Below are 21,155 nucleotides of genomic sequence, written 5' to 3'. Positions count from 1 at the left end.
GGGCAAGGTCGGCAGTGGAGGGTGGCGCGAACGCCTCGCGGCAGAGGCGTCAGCTGGCCGCTGGCTTGCGCGGTGCCCGCGGCTTTTTCGCCGCGCTGCTTTTGCTCCCGGGTGGCAATCCTTTTTCTGCGGGAGGCCGCTTTTCTCCAGGAGGCACCCTTTCTCCAGGAGGTACCAGGGGTGCTGCCGCCGCGGGTTTGGCGACGGCCTTGGGCTTTGCCGCGGGCTTGCCAGGCTTGGCGCTGGCGGCACGGGTCGCCCTGGGCGGCTTGCTCGGGGCCAGGGCCTCGGCTTCGGCCAGCTTGCGGGCCATTTCCCAATGCCGGTGTTCCTGGCCGTCGGGCCGGCCTTCCGATTCCCAGATTTGGTAGGCGAACTCACGAATGCGTTTGTCGTCGGTACTCATCGCAATGCTCCTGAACTGAACTCAAGTTTGGATGAAGAGGTTGACCGGGAAATCCCGCAATGCGCTGCTGATCATCAGATCCTTGTGGGGTGTGACTGCCCCCGTGGAAAAAAGTCCCTTCAGGTTTTGTCCTGGCGCGGCGAATGGCAGATGCACACGCGTATCGCCCCAATCCGGCGCGTCGACCCGGGGTTGCGCGCCGCTTTCCAGCAGCCCGGCGACCAGCCTGGGCACGATCACCACGGCGCGCTGGCCCTGGTGTTCGCGCATGAAGGCCAGCACCTTGTCGGCGTGTCGGCCCTGTACCGGCAGCGGCTGGTAAGTGCCCCGGCGAAACAGCTGCGGGTATTCGCCCCGGCGCGCCAGCGTGGCGGCGATCAGGGCCTGCTTGATGCGCCCGTCGCGCCAGTGGGCCAACAGTTCCATGGTTTCGCCGCAAGGGTCCAGAGCCTGCTGTCGGGCGGCGAAATCCACCGGGCGACGGTTGTCCGGGTCCACCAGGCTGAAGTCCCAGAACTCGTTGCCCTGATACAGGTCCGGCACGCCGGGCACGGTCATGCGCAGCAAGGATTGAGCCAGGCCGTTGAGGGCGCCAGCGGGCGCGATGACCTGGACGGCTGTGCCTATGGCGCTGCGCAACGGCAGGCCCTCGGGGCTGAGCAACAGGCGCTCGATGAAGTCGTGCACGGCACTTTCATAGGCCTCGTTGGCCGCCGCCCAGCTGCTGTGCAGCTTGGCTTCGCGCAGGGCTTTTTCCTGCCATTGCCAGAGGCGCTGCGCATAGTCTTGCAGGCCCTGGCGGTCGTCGCTGTGCAGTTCCAGTGGCCAGCTGCCGAGCAGGGCCTGATAGAGGATCAGTTCGTCGCCGGCAGCGGGCGCCTGGGGATCGCTGCGCAGGGCCTGGGCCAGGCCGCGCCAATGTTCCACCTGTTCGACGTACCAGGGGCTGAGTTCGCTGAGCACCGCCAGGCGCGCGCGGGCATCTTCGCCGCGCTTGTGGTCGTGGGTGGCGCTGGCCAGCAGGTTGTCGGGGAAAGCCTCCAGGCGTTCGCGGCAGGCGGCGTGGAAGTCTTCCACCGGAGCGCAGAACTGCTCGGTGGAAAAGCCGACGTCGTTGCGTGACAGCAGCACCGCCGAGCGATAGAGCGCGGTGTCTTCCACCGCCTTGGCCGCCGCCGGCGAGGTCAGTTGCTGGAAGCGCACGCAGGCATGCTTGAGCACCTTGCGCGGGCGCCCCGGTGGCAGCTGGCGCCAGCCGCGGCCGCCAAGCCACTGTTGCAGGTAGGCCAGCACCGGCCAGTCGGCTTCGCCCAGGGTGTCGCGGGCGCCTTGCAGGGCCTGCTGGAAAAACCCCTCGTCCGCCGCCGAGCGCCCGCAGGCGCCGATGTAGGTGCGGTACACCGGGAAGTGCACGATCAGTTCCTGCAAGGCACGGCGGATGGCGCCGAGGGTCAGGTCGCGGCTCATCACGTCGTTGCGCGCCACTTGCAGCAGGGCCTGGGCCACGCTTTCGAAGTCGCTGGCCAGCGAGCCGTTGAGCAATTGCTGGCGCGCCAGCCGGGCCTCTTCGAGAAAGGCCGCCGGGCGTTCGCTGTGCCGGCTCCAGAGTTCGGCCAGGGGGGCGGCGCCTTGCGGGTCGTGTTGCAGCAGCGACAGCTGGTTCATGAATTCATAGCCGGTGCTGCCGTCCACGCCCCAGTCGCGGCGCAGGGTTTCGCCAGCGCCGAGGATCTTCTCGACGTAGATCGGCAAGTGCTGGCCGGGGCGCAGGGCGTCGACCCGGCGCCGCAGTTTGCGGCAGTAGCCGCGGGGATCGGCCAGGCCGTCGATATGGTCGATGCGCAGCCCGTCCACCAGGCCGGCGGCGATCAACTGGAAGATTTTGCCGTGGGTGGCCTCGAACACCGCCGGGCGCTCGACCCGTAGCCCACCCAGTTCGTTGATGTCGAAGAAGCGCCGCCAGTTGATGTCGTCCGCCGCGGTGCGCCAGCTGGCCAGGCGGTAGCTCTGCTGCTCCAGCAGGGCGTGCAGGCGGGCGAAACCCTGCGGCTGGCGTGAATCGTAGCGCGCCAGGTGCTGCTCGATGGCCGCGCGGACCTGCGGTTCATGGGCGGCTTCCTGCAGTTGCTGTTGCAAGGGCCCGGCCTGGGTGTGGGCGTCGGGCTGGTAGCGCAGGGTGCTGAAGGCATCGGCCAGTGGCTTGAGGCGTTCGGCCGGCGCGGCGTCGGTCTCGCCCTGGAGCCGCAGCAGTTCGCCATAGTCGCTGGGGCAGATCGGGAAATGATGCTGGTAATGCTCGACATGAAACTCGCCCCGTTCGGCATCGAAGCACAGCCTCAGCGCGCCTTCCTGCAGGGCTACGCCGTAGTCGCTGCCGAGGAACGGCAGCAGCAACTGGCCTTCCATCAAGGGGTCGGGGGAGTGCCACTGGATATCGAAAAATTCGCCGTAGGGGCTCAGGCGCCCCCAGCGCAGCAGGTCCTGCCACCAGGGATTGTCCGCGCCGCCGACCGCCATGTGGTTGGAGACGATATCCAGCAGCAGGCCCATGTCGTGCTGGCGCAGGCTGCGGACCAGGCGCTCCAGGGCGGCCTCGCCACCCAGCTCGGGGTTGACCCGGGTCGGGTCGACCACGTCGTAGCCGTGCATCGAGCCGGCGCGGGCGCACAGCAGCGGCGACGCGTACAGGTGGCTGATGCCCAGGCGGGCGAAGTAGGGCACTAGCGGCACCGCGTCGTCGAGAGTGAAGCCGCGATGAAACTGCAGGCGCAGGGTCGCCCGCATGGGCGGGCTGTGGTGCGTGGAATCCTTCATCGGTCGCGCTCGTGGGCCTGTTGCCGGGCGCAGGCCAGCAGCTCCAGGCGGCGCGCGGCGTCCGGGTCGTCGAGCAAGGCTGCGCTGCTGCCGGCCAGGCGCCGACGCCAGTTGGGATGGCTGTCGAGGGTGCCGGGCAGGTTGGCCTGTTCGTCGATGCCCAGGGCGTCCTCCAGGGGCAGCAGCACCAGCGGTGCACGGGTATGGCCGAGGAAACGCACGCTGGCGTCCAGTACCTGGTCGGCTTCGTGGGTGGCTATGTGGGGAGCTTCGCGAAAGTTCTGCGGGTCGCGACTCAGGGCGTGGCGCAGGCCTTCACGTTCGCGCTGGCGATGTTCGCGCCAATGGGTTTCGCCGCTTTCGTCCACCAGGCCCAGGCGTGCGCTCCAGTCGATGTCGCGGCCTTGCCACCAGCCGTTGAGGGTCGGCAGGTCATGGGTGCTGGTGGTGGCCAGGGCGTTGTCCGGCCAGTCGAGGATCGGCCGGAAATGCGTGCCGTGCTCCTGCTCGAACAGCAGCACGCGCATGCCGAGCATGGCCCGCGCACTGAGTTTTTCCCGCAGGCCGTCGGGCACCGTGCCGAGGTCCTCGCCGAGGACGATCGCCTGGTGCCGGTGTGATTCCAGGGTCAGCAGGCGCAGCAGGTCGTCCACCGGGTAATACAGGTAGGCGCCGTCGCAGGGCGGGGCGCCGAGGGGGATCACCCACAGCCGCTGCAAACCCATCACATGGTCGATGCGCAGGCCGCCGGCATGGGCGAAGTTGGCCCGGAGCATTTCGATGAAAGCGTGGAAGCCGTTGCGCACCAGGCCTTCCGGGGAAAAGGCGGAGATGCCCCAACCCTGGCCCTGGCGATTGAGAATGTCCGGCGGCGCGCCGACGGTCAGCGCCGCCAGCAGTTCGTCCTGGCGGCTCCAGGCCTGGCTGCCGCCGCCGTCGGCGCCCACCGCCAGGTCGGCGATCAGGCCGATGCCCATGCCGCTGCTGCGGGCGGTGGCCTGCACGCGCTCCAGGCAACGGGCGATCAGCCATTGGCAGAAGGCATAAAAGCCGATATCGGCGGCGTGCTCCTCGGCGAACTGCGCCAGCGCCGGGCTGCGTGGGGTGCGCCAGGCGTCGGGCCATTCGCGCCAGTCGAGGCTTTCGCCACGGGCCGCGCGCTGGGCCTGGATGGCTTCGAAGCGGCAATGGTTTTCCAGGGCCTCGCCGCTGGCATGGCGGAAGCTGGCGAAGTCCTGGTGCAGCGGATGCTCGCCCTGGCAGAAGCCGTCATAAAGCGCGCGCAGGACTTTCTGCCGGGCCTGGGCCGCCACCGGCCAGTCGACCATCGGCTGTTGTTCCAGCTGTTGCAGTTGCGGCCCGAGGCCGCTGGCATCGATCGCGCTGCGCCAGGCCCGCTCGCCGAGAATGGTCCCGGGCGCGGCGTACAGGCTGTTGAGAAACAGCCGGCTGGACGGCGAATAGGGGCTGTAGCGGTCGGTGTCGCTGCTGAACATGGCGTGCAGCGGGCTGATGGCCACGGCCTCGGCGCCCCGTTCGCCAGCGACCCGGACCAGGTCTTCCAGCGCTTGGGTGTCGCCAAAACCACCGTCGCCGCTGCGGCGCAGGGAATACAGCTGCACGCTCAGGCCCCAGGCGCGGGGCGTGGCCTGGTCCACGGCGTCGGCGACGCTGTAGCAGCGCTCGGGCGCCACGGCCAGGGTGAAGTGCTGGCCGGCGATGCTCACCTCCTGGTAACCCACCGGCACCAGGCCCGGCAGCATGGAGTTGGCGTCCAGCCTGAGGTTGAGCACGCCGCCGTCTTCGAGGTGGATTTCGCAGGGCGTGTCCGGGGCGAAGTAATGCCCCAGGTCCAGGCCCAGGCCGGCGTCGGCGGTCAGCAGCGGCGGCAGTTGCCGGCTCTGCTGCACCTGTAGCAGCTGGCGCAGGCTGGCTTCGATCTGCCGGTCGTTGTCGGCCGGATGGCCGAGGCTGGCCAGCACGGCTCGCAATACCCGTGGCTCGACCCGTTGCGGGCGGCCGTTGGCGTCGATCCAGTCGACGGCCAGGCCGGCCCGGCTGGCGAGGATTTCCAGTTGCGCGTCGCTCATGGGTGTTCTCCGTCAAGGTCTGGCGTGGGGGCGACTGTGCCGAGGCTGACCAGCGCGCTATAGGGGGCGAGAGTGCCTTGGCGCAACCTCTCGAACGCCTGGGCCGGGTATTCGAACAGGCGCTGCGCCGCGCTTGGCGGCTGTTGCTCGACATTGTGCGGGCTCAGGTTGAGGTCGATGCGCAGTTCCTGGCCATTGCCCAGGCGCCAGCGGGCACAGAGCGCGCCTTCGGCCAGCACCTCGGCGCCCAGGGCTTCGGCGCCGGGCAGGTAGGGCACGATGTGCTCGCGGCGCAGTTGCAACAGTTGGCGATACAGCGCCAGGGTCTGCTCGCCCTGGGCCGGGTCCGCCTGCGGCCTCGACGCGAGGAAGGTGTCCGGCGCGTTCGGGTCGGGAATCTGCTCGCGTTTATGCGGATCGGCGAAGGCGCTGAAGGCGGCGAATTCGTCGCGCCGGCCTTCGCGCACCGCGTCCGCCAGTTCGCCGTGGTGGCTGGTGAAAAACAGGAAGGGCTGCGGCGCCGCCAGTTCGTCGCCCATGAACAGCAGCGGGATCATCGGCGACAGCAGCAACAGCACCGTGGCCGCCTGCAATGCCTGTGGCTCGGCCAGGCGCACCAGGCGCTCGCCGAAGGCGCGGTTGCCGATCTGGTCGTGGTTCTGCAAAAACAGCACGAAGGCGCTGGGCGGCAAATGGCTGCTGGGTTCGCCGCGAGGGGTGCCGTGGCGGGTGACGTGGCCCTGATAGACGAACCCCTGGCTCAGGCAGCGCGCCAGTTTCTCGGTGGGGCGCTCGGCGAAGTCGGCGTAGTAGGCGTCGGTCTCCCCGGTGAGCAGCACATGCAGGGCGTTGTGGCCATCGTCGTTCCACTGCGCGTCGAAGTGCTGCTCCAGCAGGCTGGCCTGGTTGTACTCGTTTTCCACGGTCAGCCAGACGTGCCGCGCCGGGTCGATCCGGCGGCGCACCCGATGTGCCAGCTCATGCAGGAAGTCCGGGTCGTCGATGGCATGCACGGCGTCCAGGCGCAGGCCGTCGAAGCGGTACTCCAGCAGCCACATCAGGGCATTGTCGATAAAGAAGTCGCGCACGGGCTGGCGGCGAAAGTCGATGGCCGCGCCCCAGGGCGTGTGCCGGTCTTCCCTGAAGAAGGCCTTGGCGTAGTGGTGCAGGTAATTGCCGTCGGGGCCGAAGTGGTTGTAGACCACGTCGAGTATCACCGCCATGCCCAGGCCGTGGGCGCTGTCGATGAGGTGCCTGAGGTCGTCGGGCGAACCGTAGGAGGCTTCCGGCGCATAAGGCAGGACGCCGTCGTAGCCCCAATTGCGATCGCCGGGAAACTCCGCCAGGGGCATCAGCTCGATGGCGGTGATGCCCAGCTCGGCCAGGCGCGGCAGGTGTTTTTCCACTGCGCGGTAACCGCCGAGCACGCCCACATGCAGCTCGTAGATCACCGCTTCGTGCCACGGCCGGCCTTGCCAGTGCGGGTGCCGCCAGCGATAGGCCCGGGGATCGACCACCAGGCTGGGGCCGTCGATGTCGCCGTCCTGGGCCCGGGATGCCGGGTCGGGGACGCGCAGGTCATCGTTGATCTTAAAGCGGTAGCGGGTGCCGGGCGGGCACTGGCCGATGACCATGAACCAGCCGTTGGCCTGGGGCTGCATGGGCAGCGACACGCCGTCTTCGAGTTCGACGCTGACGTGCTGTGCGTCCGGCGCCCAGAGGGCAAAGCGGGTGCGCTCGGTATCGAGCGCAGTAGCGCCGTGGGGCCAGGTTTCCAGAGTCCTTGACGGCATCCAGGGTGCCCTCTCAGGGTTTGGCCGATTTTCCCAAGGCCTTGGCCACCAGCTGTTCATAGAGTTCGGCGTAGGGTTCCACCGCCTTGCACCAGTTGAAGGGCGCGGCCATGGCCCGGCAGCGCATGGCGTTGAGCAACTGCGGATAGGCGAACACCTTGAAGGCGCGGCCCAGGGCCTCTTGGTAGCTGGCCACGGTGGATTCGTCGAACAGAAAACCGGTGACGCCGTTCTCGATGGTGTCGGCCAGGCCGCCGGTATTGCGCGCCACCGGCAGCGAACCGAAGCGCTGGGCGTACATCTGGCTCAGGCCACAGGGCTCGTAGCGCGAAGGCATCAGCAGGAAGTCGCTACCGGCGAACATGCGCCGGGCGTCGGTTTCGTTGAAACCGATGTTCACCCCGATGCGCCCGGGGAAACGCGCGGCCAGGGCGCGCATGGCCTGTTCTTCCTCCGGCTCGCCGCGGCCGATGATGGCGATCTGGCCGCCGGACTTGACGATGTACTCGGCCACGCCTTCGGTAAGGTCCAGGCCTTTCTGGTAGACCAGGCGCGAGACCACCGCGAACAGCGGGCCGCTGCTGGGGTCGAGGCCGAACATCCGCCGCACATGGGCGGCATTGGCGGCCTTGCCTTGCCAGTCGCCGATGGCGAAGGGGGTGGACAGGTGCGGGTCGGTGGCGGCGTCCCAGCTTTCGTCGATGCCGTTGGGGATGCCGCTGAGCTGGCCTTGCTGGGTCTTGCTGGCGAGGAAACCGTCAAGCCCGCAGCCGAAGGCCGGGGTGGTGATTTCCTGGGCATAGGTGGCGCTGACGGTGGTGATGTGGCTGGCGTAGGCCATGCCGGCCTTGAGGAACGACAGCTTGCCGTAGAACTCCATGCCTTCTTGTTGCAGGGCATGTTCGGGGATGCCCAGCTCCGGGCAGGAAGCCAGGCTGACCACGCCCTGGTACGCCAGGTTATGGATGGTGAACAGGGTCGGCGTGCGTTGCCCGCGCCAGTGCATATAGGCCGGCGCCAGCCCGGCGGGCCAGTCATGGGCGTGCACCAGGTCCGGGCACCAGTGGATCTGCGCCAGGTTGGCGGCGATGTCGGCGGCGGCCAGGCCCAGGCGGGCGAAGCGGATATGGTTGTCCGGCCAGTCGCGGCCGTTGTTGGCGCCGTAGGGCGAGCCTTCGCGCTCATAGAGCTCAGGGCAGATCAGCACATAGATCACCAGGCCGTCGGGCATGTCCATGCGCCCGATCTTGCAGGCTGGCAGGGCCGCGTGGCCGCCCAGCTCGCCAATGATATGAATCGGGTTTTCGCTGTGCATCACCTGCCGGTAGCCGGGGATCAGCAGGCGTACATCGTGCAAGTGCGCCATGGCGCGGGGCAGGGCGGCCGAGACGTCGCCCAGGCCGCCGGTCTTGACCAGGTCGGCGATTTCCGAAGTGACGAACAGGACCTTCTTGCGATTGGGGTTGTGGCGGATCAAGGGCAGTGACGTCTTGCCACCAGGGGCGAGAATCGATGTGGAGACCGTTTCACCGGCCAGCGGCAGAGGATGCTTTCCCTGGGTTTGCAATACGGCACTGGTCATCTGTTTCTCCCGTTTTATTGATCTGTTCCTGGCATCTGCCGGCGGTGTCAAAAGGCCAATCCGCTGGCCGGGCACAAAAACGTTGCGCATGCGAAAGCCGAACGCAGCCTCATGCGTCGACGCAAAGAGGGTGAAGGGGCCGTTGCAAGGATTGCACCAGTCGCGAAGGCCCTACCTTTAACCTGACCCAAGGCGTGAGCCAAAAGTTTCGACTTTATTTCCCTGGGAGTGACTGTCCGGTCACTTTTCGAATTCCAGTCTAGGACAGAAGTTAGAGCGCGGGCGTGACGATTAGGTTTTCTCGGGGCGAAGGTTGCGCTGCCCCGGAATAAAGCCGACGAAAGGCAGTCTCGCGCACCGGCCGGGGGCGAGGCCTTTTCGCCTTGGCGCGAAAACGGTGAGAGGCTGCAAGGGAGCGGTGCGGGGCGAATGCGCCGGCGCTCGATGATGGTGCAGGGCAGTGCTGGCGCAATGCCCTGGCGTGGTTCAGCCCAACTGGCGGATCGGCTGGCCGGCGGCCCAGGCCTGGATGTCTTCGATCATCTGGGCGAAGAACTGCCGGTAGTTCTGTTGGCTGACATAACCGACATGGGGCGTGGCCAGCACGTTGGGCAGGCGGCGAAACGGATGATCGAGGGGCAGCGGCTCCTGCTCGAACACATCCAGCGCCGCGCCGGCCAGGCGCCCGCGTTCGAGGGCGCTGATCAGCGCCGCTTCATCGACGATCGGCCCGCGGGCGGTGTTGACCAGCAGCGCCGAGGGCTTCATCCAGGCCAGCGCCTGGGCGTCCACCAGGCCGCGGCTGCGTTCGCTGAGCACCAGATGCACCGAGAGCACGTCGGCCTGTTCGAACAGCTGCTGCTTGTTCACGTAGGTCACGCCGGCCGCCGCGGCCCGTTCGGCGGTGAGGTTCTCGCTCCAGGCGATCACCCGCATGCCGAACACCTGGCCGAACTGCGCCACCCGCTGGCCGATGCTGCCCAGGCCGAGAATGCCCAGGGTCTTGCCGTGCAGGTCGCCGCCCAGTCCCTGTTGCCAGAGGCCGGCGCGCAGCGCGCTGGCTTCGCTGAGCAGGTTGCGGGTCTGGGCCATGATCAGCGCCCAGGTCAGCTCCGGCGCCGCGTGCTTGTAACTGTCGGTGCCGCACACCTGGATGCCCAGGCGGGTCGCGGCGGCCAGGTCGATGGCGGCATTGCGCATGCCGCCGGTTAGCAGCAGCTTGAGCCGCGGCAGGCTGCGCAGCAGGGCCGCGTCGAAACGGCTGCGCTCGCGCATCACGCAGATCACCTCGAACGGCGCCAGGCGCTCGCTCATGGCGGCGATGTCGCTGGGGTAGTCATGGATAAAGCTGACCTGGCCGATGCCCGCCAGCACCGACCAGTCGACGACGTCACGGGCGACGTCCTGCCAATCATCGATTACCGCGATCTGCACACTCATGAAGGCTCCGGGGAAAACGCATCAATGTACCCAAGACCATTAGTTATATCCGATTCTCAACAGGTAAACAGCTCAAGGGCAGCAGCTTAGAGCGTCAACAGTCTATGGTTCAGCCGTGGCTAGACGCAGACCTTAAGTACGAGTATTCAGACTTGATCTTCAAAGAATTGGGCGTGTCTGATTATAAACAGGAGCGAGGCTACCTCAAGAGAGTATCTACCAAAGGTTAAGGGGAGAGCGGATGAAGTCTGGAAGCACAATGCTCTTATGTAAAGACAGCAGCCAAGCAGAAGAGCTAAAATGTGATGGCTGAATTCTCTGGCAGGTACCATCCCTTCTGTGTTCAACTCGGACGATAATATCGAGTCAATAGCGACTTCTCCCATAGGGTAGTGAAGGGGGAATAGTCATGGGATGGTTCATTTGCTCGGTTGAGTTTCGGCTTTCAGAAATTCACTTTCAAAGAACATAAAGCCTTCTGTAGCTCTTGGAGAAAAAAGTACGCCTAAACGGTTCAATTTTTCGTTGTACCCAAGATCACGCACGCTCATGATGATTTCGATCTGCTCTCTGAACTTGGGTTCTAGCAGTGAAATCAAGTATGCAATAAAATCTTTGACCCTTGAGTGGTTTGATTCAATGTGCTCAAGCTTGACGCTCTCAATTCTTGTGCCAAGTGTGTTTTGCCACATGTCGCCGTACTCGTACATTATCGGCACTTTGCCGTAGAAGTACACCTCACCTGTCTTCAGTTTGTTGATATTAAAATTTCCATGCAGCAAATCATTTCTATCATTCATCAGTTGATAGAAATTTCGGCATGCAATGTGTGAATGGTCGACAGGCTGTTCAAAGCCTTGGCAGTTGGCATGTAGAAGTTGAAGGTGATTCGAAATTGTGTCCGAAACAAATTCTCTATACTTCGTCTCATCGTTTCTTAGTTCTTTCGTAGATAGTGTGAATATTAAGAGGTGGATAAAGGTTTCGGCCAGAACAGGAAGCATGCAACGCAATCCAAAAGCAAGTCCTGTGCCAAATGTGTACTTTTCTGCCATTGCAGAAAATCTCTGTTGGTAGGTTTGCATTTCCTCATGTGAGGTAGGGGTGTGCACTTTATCATCAGCAGGCGACAGGTTCAGTTCTCTCAATTTCTTGATTTGGATTTCAATGGTTGACTCTATGCTCTCAAAAGGGTTTACAAACTCAATCCACTTTTCAAGCTGAGTACGAATGGCCGTCATTCGCTTCCCGTAGTTCCTAAGGTCGCCTTTGATTTGTGCTATCAAGTTTGATTTGGTTATCTCCGGCCGCTCGAAGTTTCCTAGAAATTGAACCTCGGTGCGGTAGTTATGACCTTGAATCATGACCATTCCGTCATCATTCACTAAGGTCCACTCCCAGTGTATAAGATTGTCAGAGGAGTCATTCCTTAAGAAATTCATGAAGCCATTAGGAGGGCCGTACTTGGCATAGAGATAGCAATATATATCTACGGGTCTAATTTCATTTTTGAGTATCCAGCCCTTGAAACCTTTGGGTTGGCGCTTCTCAATCAAGATATTGGCTAATAGTTTAGGGTGAATTGCTTCTAATCTGAGGAAGTAATTCTGATCTTCATTGTCCATCATGATTTCCTTGTTGCTGTGATAGTTAAATTATCTTGGATCATGAGATTAGTGCTGGTGAAGTGCTAGCTGTTGATATTCTTGAAAAGATAACCCTTCAATTGGCTAGGAAGGAGGCTAAAGATCAGAGTGTTGAGCTGTCAGATGTAAAGGTGAAGACGCAGTATCTAACCATAACTGAGGGTGAAGCCTTCCTAAAGAAGTATGGGCCATCGGCATTCATCATTACTGGTAAGATACTCGAGTAATAGCAGCCAGCAAGACAGTCCATTACAAGCGTAGGCGCCAGTCTACCAATCCCGCCTCACCTGCAAGGTGATCCCTAGAGGGGCCAGTGCAGGTCGTACATTAGACGCAGGAAAATTGGATATACCAGTAGTTGGACTGTGCCCAATAGGTGCCACTCCCCGAAGTGAAGGCTGTCCCGCCTTCAGGGTTACTCCCTTCGCTCTCAATCCTATATCTTCCCTTACAGGCTGCATGCATCTGCTTGTAAGCATCTTCACGACGCATTTTGCGAACGGTGTCCGCACCATCATTGAGGTACTTGATCACTCCTAATCGTGTCCCTTCATTAACTGGTGCATACGCTGCCCCTGAGTCAGGCGAGGAAACCATCTGAGCGCCAGTGCAGCCGGCGATGCCCGCCAACATGATTCCGCCTAACATCATTTTCAACTCAGGCATCTGACATAACTCCTTTTGTCTAGGGACGAGAGCGAATCAACCGGTCAGTAACATCACGCTGCTCAATGAAAACGCGGGAGATGTGGCGTAGAGGTCGATTTCAGTGTGCATGCAGAGCTCTGAGTCAGTTCTTGAAGCCCGGCATTCCGTTATCTGCCCGCCATTTCTTAACCGTCTGGGTAATGCCCGCCGCTGAGTCATCCGCCCCGTCTTCCGGGTAGAAGATCAGATCGGAACCGGCAGGGTGCTCACTGACTTCTTCAAAGAGGTACACCAGTTCGTCCACTTCCGGTTCGGTGCCATCGTGGTCAATGATGCGCTGTAGCAGGGCTACGAATTCGCTTTCTGTGTACTCGCTGAATGCGCTTTTCATGATTTTTGCCGGTCTTCCTTGTGAATTTCAGCATGGCGTTTTGGAGTCGCAACGGAGAGGTTATCAACATCATAGACGGCGCCGCCATGTTGAATGTGTTCTATGTGGTGAAGCTCATAGCGACCATTCTTGCCATTGCGTTCCGCTTTGGGCACGAAAGGCGAATTACCCTTCGCTAACCAGCCTTGGTTGGTGGGTTTGAATTGAGCGAGTAGCTCAGGATCGTTACCTACGGCAGTCCAGAGGGCGGCCCTGAAATCATCGAAGCTTTTAAACTTTTGTCCGCGTAGCTGATCGGCAATCTGCGACGGTATCGGTGCACCGAGTCCTGCCCCAGCTCCGGCTAACCAGATGCCTGTCACGTCCTGCCCTTGTCCTGTGACAGTACCGGGCTTCTTGCGGACATTTATCACGATGTATAGCGGCTGGACTCCAGAGCCAATCGGGAAGACCAAAATGAAGTCTTTATACTCGGGCGGGTAGATCGGGTTGACGATGATGTTGTCCGCTCGCTCAGTGGGCGGATAAATCCAGATTTGTGGAGTCTGTGGTGCAGCTTCTAACGGCGGGATACCTGACGTGCTGGAGGGGTCAACAGCTGGCGTCCAGATCAGGGTCACCCCGTCTCCGAAGTCAGCCACCTGTTGCTGACCCTGAGCAACAAACTCGACTACAGGAATCATCTCCCAATCGGTGCGCTTCTCGGTGTTGTATCCGTAACCTTTCAGCGTACCGTCGGCCTGCTGTTCTACATGCAACCGGACACGTGTGCGGCCTACCTTGAGTACCTTGAGCTGTTCGGGTGTGTACAGACTGCTATCGCCCAAGCTCGATGGCCAGAGCAGTGCAACCATGCCCGCCAATGCACCAGTAACAACACTCGCCCCAGTGCCAACCCCTGTAGCAGCTCCAGCAGTAGCAACCGTTCCAGCAGTACATAGACCGCCACAGGACGCTCCGGCAGAGGCAAGAGCCTTTCCACCAAGCGCAAGTGTTCCTAGTGACGCCGGTATGCTTCCGCTGATCTTGCCGAGCTTGATATTCCCCGAAGCATCGGTTTCACGGCCACCCAACAAGGCGAATTCGCCGAACTCTTTGATGGCATCGGTGGGGATGACACGAGTTGCGTAATTGATAACCCCGTCAGGGAGCTTGCAGGGTTTGGTAAAGGTGCATCCGACAGTGTTGGGCTTTTCTTCTGCTTTTGGCGGTAGGTCTGGATATTCTGCCCAGCGTTGGGCGCCGATATCGACAGGTTCAACGCCCTTATTGCGATAACCCTTCGGGCCATTGGAGACGTAGCCGCTCATCCGTGTTCGCTTCCGCATTGTCCATAAAAAGCCTCCATGAGGAGACGAGTAATTTGCAGTTGGCTTCGGGACGTTACTGATAGAGGCGGTTTGTGATCTATAGGGAAAACCTGAAATAAGCAGAGGCCATCGCCAGGGCGAAACGTTCCCTTCGTGGTCATGCTTATGAGCCTGGAGGCGTGCCCCGTCAGCTCAACCGAACCAGCCGAGGGTCATCCAGGCCAGCACGCCATAGCGCGCACCCTTGGCCAGGGTGACGATCAGCAGGAAGCGTTTGAGCGGTTCGCCCATGATTCCGGCCACCAGGGTCAGCGGGTCGCCGATGATCGGCAGCCAGCTCAGCAGCAGGGACCAATGGCCGTAGCGCTGGTAATGGTTGCGGGCCCGTTGCAGATGGCGTGGGCCGACGGGGAACCAGCGGCGGTCCTTGTAGTGTTCCAGGCGCTGGCCCAGCCACCAGTTCACCAGGGACCCCAGGACATTGCCGAGGGTGGCCACGGCCAGCAGCAGCCAGACCGGGTGCTGGCCGTTGAGCAGCAGCCCCACCAGCACGGCCTCGGATTGCAGCGGCAGCAGGGTGGCGGCGCCGAAGGCCGCCAGGAACAGGCCGAGGCAGGCGGTGAAGATCAATGGGCCGGGTAGTCCGCGACCACCACGTCCTTGCCGTCCCTGGTCAGGCCGATGACCTGGTAGGCGTCGGCGGGCATGCCGTCCATTTCCATGCCGGGCGAGCCCATGGGCATGCCGGGGGCGGCGACGCCGAGCAGGTCATCGCGCTTGCTCAGGGCCAGCACCTGGTCCGCCGGTACATGGCCTTCGACGAATTTGCCGTTGATCACCGCGGTGTGGCAGGACGCCAGGCGCGGGGCCACGCCCAGGCGCTGCTTGACTTCGCTCATGTTGCTTTCGACGTGGTCGTTGACCTTGAAGCCGTTGGCTTGCAGGTGCTCGATCCATTTCTTGCAGCAACCGCAGTTGGCGTCGCGGTGCACATCGATCGGGATCAGGTCGGCGGCCTGGGCCAGGGAGCCGACGAGCAGGGCAGACAGGGCTGCCAGGCGCAGAGTGTTGTGCATAGGAAGTCTCTTGATCATCAGGGCGCCTCGGGGGCGCGGTGTTGGGCCGACAGGGTGGTGTATTTTGCTACTTTTCTCGAGCGCGGCGCTTGTGTTTCAACGTTATACCAAGTGCTGGCCATTCGGGTTGTCTGGTCCTGCGCGTTATCGTTCATCGCGGGCAAGCCTCGTTCCTACAGAAGCATGCCCGCGATAGGCGTTCATTCGGGAGCCGGGCTCAGGATGCCGAGCATGGCCACCAGGCCGACAATCAGCAGGGCCGCCGCCAGTTCCAGGAGCATGCTGCGACGCAAGGCAGGCAGGGCCGCTGCGGGTGAGCCATGGTGCAGCGCCAGTTCCAGCTGCGGGACCAGATGGAAGCGGTTCAACGCGGCGAACACCAGCATGCTGGCGAACACCGCCACCTTCAGGCTGAGGAGCAGGCCATAGGTGCTGGCGCTCAACGTTGCCGGGTCCGGGCCGACGATCAGCAGGTAGTTGAGCACGCCGCTGATGGTCAGGACGATCACGATCAGCGTGCCCAGGCTGGCAAACCCCTTCAGGGCATCGAGCAGGTGGCCTGCATGCGGTTCGTCTTCGCAGGCGTCACGACGCAGCAGCAGGGCGAAAGCCGCCAGTGCTCCCAACCAGGCGCCGGCACCCAGCAAATGCAGGATGTCGCTGCCCAGGTGCAGGTAATGCCGGCCACCTTCGCTCATCGCCCCGTGGCCGCCCCAGGCCAGGCTGGCCAGGGCTGCCGCCGTGCACAGAATCAGGCTGTAGAGGGTGAACCTCGGCCAGCCACCGCTGAACAGAAGCAGCACGCCCGCCAGCAGCAACGCCGCCAGGCGCAGCAGCCAGCTTTGGCCGACAGCGGTTTCCAGCATGAGCGCAGACAGCAGCGCCGGGTCCAGTTCGGCCAGGCTTGTCGCGCCACTCATCGACAGCGCCAGCTGCAGCAGCGCGGCGCCCGACAGCAGCGCGCCCAGCACCAGGGCGGTCGCCAGGGACCGGCGAAAACGCCATTGGCTCTGCGCGCCACGCAGCCCGTAAAGGCTGAACAGCGCCAGGCCGAACAGCAGCGTCAGGTCGAGGTACAGGGCAAAACGCAGGGCGACGTTGATGAGTTCGCCCATGGCTCAGTTGACTTCGAAGGTCAGGTTGCCGGTGATCGGATGGGTGTCGGCGGACACCGCCCGCCACTCGACTTTGTAGCTGCCCTTCGATAGCGGGGTGGTGGGGCTGATGATCATGCTTTTCGGATCGCTGCCGCCGGCCACGCTGGCCTTGACCGGCATCGGTGCGTGGCTCATCCCGGGCATGCCGGTCATCAGCAGCCGAGCCCCGGAAAACTTGGTGGTGAGGGGTTCCGAGAATTGCAGTTCGATCTTCGCCGGTGCCGCGCCCTTGGCGCCTTCGGCTGGGGTCGAGGCCAGCAGCTTGGGGTGCGCCTGGGCGACGCCGGCGAGGGTCAGGCCGGCACCGAAAGTGACGGCGATGGCGAGATGCTTGAGGTAGGACATGCAAGGCTCCAGGCGGCATTGGCCGCGTGATGTTTTTAGTTATCTATTGAAGGGAAGTCAGAACCACAGGCGCACACCGAGCACCAGGCGGGCTTCGCTGTTGTCTTCGCCTTCTTCTCGGGCGTAGTCCGCGGTCTTGCCGTAGCTGCGGCTCCAGGTCACGCCGACGTAGGGCGCGAACTGGCGGTGCAGCTCATAGCGCAGGCGCAGGCCGGCCTCCAGCGAGGAGAGCCCCGAGCCGATGCCCCGTTGCGGGTCGTTCTTGCCGTACAGGCTGACCTCCGCGTTGGGTTGCAGGATCAGGCGGTTGGTCAGCAGGATGTCGTATTCGGCCTGGAATTCCAGGGCGCTCTGGCCGCCTTCGCCGAGGTAGGCGGTGGCCTGGCTTTCGAAGTTGTACAGGGCCATGCCTTGCAGCCCGAGGGCGGCCCAGGTCTGCGGCGCGCCGGGCTTGAAGTCCTGGCGCACGCCACTGACCACATCCCACCAGGGGCCGATGGCATGGCCCCAGAGCGCTTCGACCTGGGCGTTTTCGGTCCGGCCGTTAGTGCGCTCGCCCTCGCTGCGCAGCCACAGCCGGTCGATGTCACCGCCGATCCAGCCGTTCATTTCCCAGGCCAGGGCACTGCCGTCATCGGCGTCCTGGTATTCCAGGCGATCGACCAGCCACAGCGAGTTGATGGCCTTGTCGTGCACGCCGTGGCCGGCCACCGGCGGGAAGGCGGCGCGGCGGTCGGCATCGGTGAGTACCGGGATCGGCGTGCGGCTTTGGCTGGGCGCCGCGGGTTCCATGGTCTGCAGCGGTTCGCCGTCCATGCCGGTCATCTGGCTGTGGTCCATGCCCGGCATCGGGTTGCCTTGCATGGAGGAGGCCGGCATGGACGAATGGTCCATGCTGGAGTGATCCATGCTTTCGGCGGCCTGCAGGGTGGCGGTGCCGAGGCCGAGCAGGGTGGCGAACAGGCTCAAGGCATTTTTCGGCATCATGCGGCGCTCCCGGCTTCGTCCACGCGTACTTCGCGAAACATGCCCATCTCCATGTGGAACAGCAGGTGGCAGTGATAGGCCCAGCGTCCCAGGGCATCGGCGGTCACTCGGTAGCTGCGCTTGCTGCCCGGTGGCATGTCGATCGTGTGCTTGCGCACCAGGAAGCGCCCCTGTTCGTCTTCCAGGTCGCTCCACATGCCGTGCAGGTGGATGGGGTGGGTCATCATGGTGTCGTTGACCAGGGTGATGCGTACCCGCTCGCCATAGGTCAGGCGCAGGGGCTCAGCGTCGCTGAACTTGATGCCGTCGAACGACCAGGCGAATTTCTCCATGTGCCCGGTCAGGTGCAGCTCGAGGGTGCGGCTCGGTTCGCGCCCGTCGGGGTCTTCGAAGGTGCTGCGCAGGTCGGCGTAGGTCAGTACCCGACGCCCGTTATTGCGCAGGCCGATGCCCGGGTCGGCGAGTTTCGGCGTCGGGCTCATGGTCTGCATGTCCACCAGCGGGTTGCCGTCTTCCGAGGCCGGGTGGCTTTGCATGGCGCCACCCATGGCGCCGTGGTCCATGCCCGACATGCCGGCCATGCCGCTGTGGTCCATGCCGGTCATGTTGCTGGAATCCATCCCCTGCATCTGGCTGTGGTCCATGCCCTGCATCTGGCCATGATCCATGCCGGGCATGGCACCCATGCCAGCCATGCTGCCATGGTCCATGCCCATGTCGGCCATGCTGATCAGCGGCCGCGGGTCGAGCGGCGGCACGGGCGCACTCAGCCCCGGGCGCTGGCTCAGGGTGCCGCGGGCGTAGCCGCTGCGGTCCATGGCCTGGGCGAACAGGGTGTAGGCTTCCTGCGAACCGGGCTCGACCAGCACGTCGTAGGTTTCCGCCACGGCGATGCGCAGTTCATCGACGCTGACCGGCTGCACATACTGGCCGTCGGCGGCGACCACGGTCATCTTCAGGCCGGGAATGCGCAGGTCGAAGTAGCTCATGGCCGAGCCGTTGATCAGGCGCAGGCGCAGCTTCTCGCCCGGTTTGAACAACCCGGTCCAGTTGCCGCCGGGGCTCTGGCCGTTGATCAGGTAGGTGTAGGTATAGCCGCTGACGTCCGCCAGGTCGGTGGGGGTCATTTTCATCTGCGCCCACATTTTGCGATCGGCGAGGGTGGCCGCCCAGCCGTCGCGGCTGACGTCCTCGATAAAGTCACCGACCGTGCGCTTGTGGAAGTTGTAGTAGCCGGGCTGCTTTTTCAGGATGTGCATCAGGCGCTCGGGCGCCTCGTCGCTCCAGTCGCTGAGCATCACCACGTAGTCGCGGTCGTACTGGAAGGGTTCCGGCTCGCGGGCCTCGATCACCAGTGGCCCGTAGACTCCGGCCTGTTCCTGCAAGCCCGAGTGGCTGTGGTACCAGTAGGTGCCGTTCTGCCGGACCTTGAAGCGGTATTCGTAGAGGCCGCCGGGGGCGATGCCGTGGAAGCTCAGGCCCGGCACGCCGTCCATGTTGGCCGGCAGGATCAGGCCGTGCCAGTGGATCGAGGTGTCCTCCTTGAGGCGGTTGCGCACCCGGATGGTCACGGTGTCGCCCTCGCGCCAGCGCAGCAGCGGGCCGGGCAGGCCGCCGTTGATGGTCATCGCGGTGCGCGACGTGCCGCTGTAGTTGACCTGGGATTCACCGATGAACAGGTCGAACTGCTGGCCGCTGAGGGCGGGCAGCTGACCGTCCTCGCTGCGTGCCCAGAGCGGCTGTTGCCATAGCCCGGTGCCGGCCAGTACGCCACCGGCGGCCAGGCCCTTGATAAAACTGCGTCGTGTGGGTTTCACATGCATGCCCCAAGGCTCCCTCGATCCTGCTGGTCAGGTATGAGGCGACCTTAAGCGGCGCGGCCTGTCAGAAAACTGAGGTGAAGATTACAGATTTGTCAGCCAGCGCCGCGCCACCCGTTGCCGGATCAGTGGGCGATCTTTTCCAGGTTGCGCTTGAGGTTGGCCATGGCCAGTTGGGACAAGTGCTCGATACGCGGGCGCAGGCTGAGCAGGTTGAGGTCGGAGCAGTAGTGCAGGGTGCGCTTGAACAGGGGTTCCGTCCCCGTATTTGCACAACTGATAGTGGATCGAGCCGTCTGCTGGCGCAGAGCTGAAGACGATCTTGAACTCCTTGGGAAATACCGCGACCAGTACCCGGCAGCTCATGTGGATCTGCAGGCCGAGCAGATCGATGGTTTTGCTGAAGCGATGCCCCGCCGGCAACGAGCCAGCCAGGCCGGTGTCGGCGCGCAGGGAAGCGGGATGCCACTCGTGCCAGCGATCCGGCTGAGTCACGTAGTAGTAGACGGTATCGATCGGCGCGTCGATGTAGAGCTCATGGAAGATGAGCTCGTCCAAAAGGTGCTGCTGACGTTGTTCCATGATGCACCTCCTTGCAGTAGGAGCATCAAATATAGTTGCCTGCGCGCCTGCCATGGAGGCGCGTAAATCGACCATTCAGCGGGCTTCGAGGTGGCTCATCAAGAGGGTGATGCACGGCTTTTCTCGTTGTAAGGGGAGGGCACCATGCACAGTTGGGGCGTCGCGCGGCAATGTCGTGGAAGATCCCCGCAAGATAGCGTCATAAATGCTTGGAAGATCATCTGATCGCAACTAACCATTCGGTACATTAATAGCTGTAAGTTGTCGCTTAGTTGTCACGGGTTGGATTGTTAAACAATTGTTTCAGCTAGAAAAACCGTGGCTTCCAGGCATTTGTATCGGAAATGTACAAAAATTGTAAAAAGCCGAAATATTTGTTGGAGAGGTGCTTTGGCGCGCCGATACTCACGGGCATCGTTTTCCCTCAATCAGGCTTTTCAGACGCTTATTAGTTGAATTTGCGCAACCCTCTAGTTGGCTGTGCAAGTGGATATAAGGCCATGGAAAAGCCCGTACACAGGAGTCTTTTATGACAATTGGATATGTCGGCGGCTGGACCAGCAAAGCCGGTCTGCTGGTGCAGGACACTGGCACCCGCGGCAAGCCGGTCAGCCAGAGCGTCAAGGTCAAGCAGATGCTCGCCCTGGTCGGCCAGAACCCGCTGGCGCTGAACGTGTTCAAGATGGACGAAATGAAGCTGCACAAGCAGATCAAGGGTTTCGATCCGGAGAATGTCAGCGCCAAGCAGCTGGGCAACATGAGCACCTTCCTCAAGCAGAAGGGGCTGATCAGCGACGTGACGGCGATGACCCTGCTCAACGCCGGCGACAAGTTCGACCGCTTCGGCGTGCAGGCCGACCCGGATGCCAAGTTCAATGCCCTGGAGTACTTCGCGATCCAGCTGGACAACATCCAGACCAACAACCTCAAGGGCAACAAGTACGCCAGCTACCTGATCCCCGAGTACAAGAAAGCCATCTACGTGCTGCAGAACCTGCAAAGCTACGGCAAGGGCAACGGCACCACGGTGACCGACAAGAATCACTCCGCCAAGGCGTGAGGCGACAA

18 protein-coding genes and 1 pseudogene are annotated in these 21,155 nt (G+C 62.9%); 2 read left to right on the top strand and 17 right to left on the bottom strand.

All coding sequences use genetic code 11. The features are described 5' to 3' along the window. Positions 1-49: 49 nt before the first annotated feature. From CRO75_RS11845 to CRO75_RS11810, 7 genes are all read right to left on the bottom strand, one after another. Complete coding sequence (locus tag CRO75_RS11845; protein ID WP_097135454.1) at positions 50-406, bottom strand: DUF2934 domain-containing protein; 357 nt, start codon at positions 404-406, stop codon at positions 50-52. 21 nt (positions 407-427) lie between these two features. Further along, complete coding sequence (locus CRO75_RS11840; protein WP_097135452.1) at positions 428-3,220, bottom strand: malto-oligosyltrehalose synthase; 2,793 nt, start codon at positions 3,218-3,220, stop codon at positions 428-430. Continuing rightward, positions 3,217-5,310 carry a 4-alpha-glucanotransferase gene (gene malQ / locus CRO75_RS11835; RefSeq protein ID WP_097135450.1) on the bottom strand — a complete coding sequence of 698 codons (2,094 nt, stop codon included), beginning with the start codon at positions 5,308-5,310 and terminating at the stop codon, positions 3,217-3,219. Before malQ ends, CRO75_RS11840 begins: the two co-directional genes overlap by 4 nt. Next, entirely contained in the window at positions 5,307-7,103 is a 1,797-nt protein-coding gene (treZ, locus tag CRO75_RS11830; RefSeq protein WP_097135448.1) for a malto-oligosyltrehalose trehalohydrolase, read from the bottom strand. Before treZ ends, malQ begins: the two co-directional genes overlap by 4 nt. 13 nt (positions 7,104-7,116) lie before the next feature. Further along, positions 7,117-8,685 carry a glycogen synthase GlgA gene (gene glgA, locus CRO75_RS11825; RefSeq protein ID WP_085530958.1) on the bottom strand — a complete coding sequence of 523 codons (1,569 nt, stop codon included), beginning with the start codon at positions 8,683-8,685 and terminating at the stop codon, positions 7,117-7,119. A gap of 486 nt (positions 8,686-9,171) precedes the next feature. Then, on the bottom strand, positions 9,172-10,125 hold the full coding sequence (locus tag CRO75_RS11820; protein ID WP_097135447.1) for a D-2-hydroxyacid dehydrogenase family protein: 954 nt from the start codon (positions 10,123-10,125) through the stop codon (positions 9,172-9,174). A gap of 419 nt (positions 10,126-10,544) precedes the next feature. After that, positions 10,545-11,750, bottom strand: coding sequence for a hypothetical protein (locus tag CRO75_RS11810; protein ID WP_097135443.1), 1,206 nt, complete (start codon positions 11,748-11,750; stop codon positions 10,545-10,547). A 35-nt stretch (positions 11,751-11,785) separates the two neighbouring features. On the opposite strand from CRO75_RS11810, the gene CRO75_RS11805 reads away from it, so the two are divergent. Next, on the top strand, positions 11,786-11,998 hold the full coding sequence (locus CRO75_RS11805) for a hypothetical protein (protein ID WP_097135441.1): 213 nt from the start codon (positions 11,786-11,788) through the stop codon (positions 11,996-11,998). 100 nt (positions 11,999-12,098) lie between these two features. Here the strand turns inward: CRO75_RS11805 and CRO75_RS11800 are convergent, their stop codons facing one another. The 10 genes and pseudogenes from CRO75_RS11800 to CRO75_RS11755 all read right to left on the bottom strand — a co-directional run bounded on the left by CRO75_RS11800 (position 12,099) and on the right by CRO75_RS11755 (position 20,087). Continuing rightward, positions 12,099-12,437: a hypothetical protein gene (locus CRO75_RS11800; protein ID WP_097135439.1), complete on the bottom strand. Its 339-nt coding sequence runs from the start codon at positions 12,435-12,437 to the stop codon at positions 12,099-12,101. A 124-nt stretch (positions 12,438-12,561) separates the two neighbouring features. Then, on the bottom strand, positions 12,562-12,810 hold the full coding sequence (locus CRO75_RS11795; RefSeq protein WP_097135437.1) for a bacteriocin immunity protein: 249 nt from the start codon (positions 12,808-12,810) through the stop codon (positions 12,562-12,564). Further along, positions 12,807-14,120 carry an S-type pyocin domain-containing protein gene (locus CRO75_RS11790; protein ID WP_097135434.1) on the bottom strand — a complete coding sequence of 438 codons (1,314 nt, stop codon included), beginning with the start codon at positions 14,118-14,120 and terminating at the stop codon, positions 12,807-12,809. The genes CRO75_RS11795 and CRO75_RS11790 overlap by 4 nt, the downstream gene beginning before the upstream one ends. 192 nt (positions 14,121-14,312) lie before the next feature. After that, positions 14,313-14,750, bottom strand: a complete 438-nt coding sequence (locus CRO75_RS11785; RefSeq protein ID WP_097135432.1) for a YqaA family protein — start codon at positions 14,748-14,750, stop codon at positions 14,313-14,315. Next, a complete protein-coding gene (locus CRO75_RS11780) occupies positions 14,747-15,196 on the bottom strand; it encodes a DUF411 domain-containing protein (protein WP_009043709.1) in 450 nt (149 codons plus the stop codon). Before CRO75_RS11780 ends, CRO75_RS11785 begins: the two co-directional genes overlap by 4 nt. Positions 15,197-15,396: 200 nt before the next feature. Beyond that, positions 15,397-16,311, bottom strand: a complete 915-nt coding sequence (copD, locus tag CRO75_RS11775) for a copper homeostasis membrane protein CopD (RefSeq protein ID WP_097135430.1) — start codon at positions 16,309-16,311, stop codon at positions 15,397-15,399. Between the two features lie 3 nt (positions 16,312-16,314). Then, positions 16,315-16,698 (bottom strand): copper homeostasis periplasmic binding protein CopC, encoded by a 384-nt coding sequence (gene copC / locus CRO75_RS11770; RefSeq protein WP_097135429.1) that lies wholly within the window; start codon positions 16,696-16,698, stop codon positions 16,315-16,317. 57 nt (positions 16,699-16,755) lie between these two features. Beyond that, positions 16,756-17,685 carry a copper resistance protein B gene (locus CRO75_RS11765; protein ID WP_097135427.1) on the bottom strand — a complete coding sequence of 310 codons (930 nt, stop codon included), beginning with the start codon at positions 17,683-17,685 and terminating at the stop codon, positions 16,756-16,758. Continuing rightward, the gene (locus tag CRO75_RS11760; RefSeq protein ID WP_097135425.1) at positions 17,682-19,508 is read right to left on the bottom strand and encodes a copper resistance system multicopper oxidase; all 1,827 of its coding nucleotides are present in this window, start codon (positions 19,506-19,508) and stop codon (positions 17,682-17,684) included. The genes CRO75_RS11765 and CRO75_RS11760 overlap by 4 nt, the downstream gene beginning before the upstream one ends. 122 nt (positions 19,509-19,630) lie before the next feature. Continuing rightward, positions 19,631-20,087 (bottom strand): annotated as a pseudogene (locus CRO75_RS11755) (SRPBCC family protein). A gap of 529 nt (positions 20,088-20,616) precedes the next feature. Here CRO75_RS11755 and CRO75_RS11750 point away from each other — a divergent pair. After that, positions 20,617-21,147 (top strand): hypothetical protein, encoded by a 531-nt coding sequence (locus CRO75_RS11750; protein WP_009043715.1) that lies wholly within the window; start codon positions 20,617-20,619, stop codon positions 21,145-21,147. The last annotated feature ends 8 nt before the right edge of the window (positions 21,148-21,155 follow it).

The organism is Pseudomonas sp. LAMO17WK12:I10, assembly GCF_900215185.1.
GTDB lineage: Bacteria > Pseudomonadota > Gammaproteobacteria > Pseudomonadales > Pseudomonadaceae > Aquipseudomonas > Aquipseudomonas chlororaphis.
Note: the sequence above shows the minus strand (reverse complement) of the source record. Positions and strands in the feature narration are given on the sequence as shown.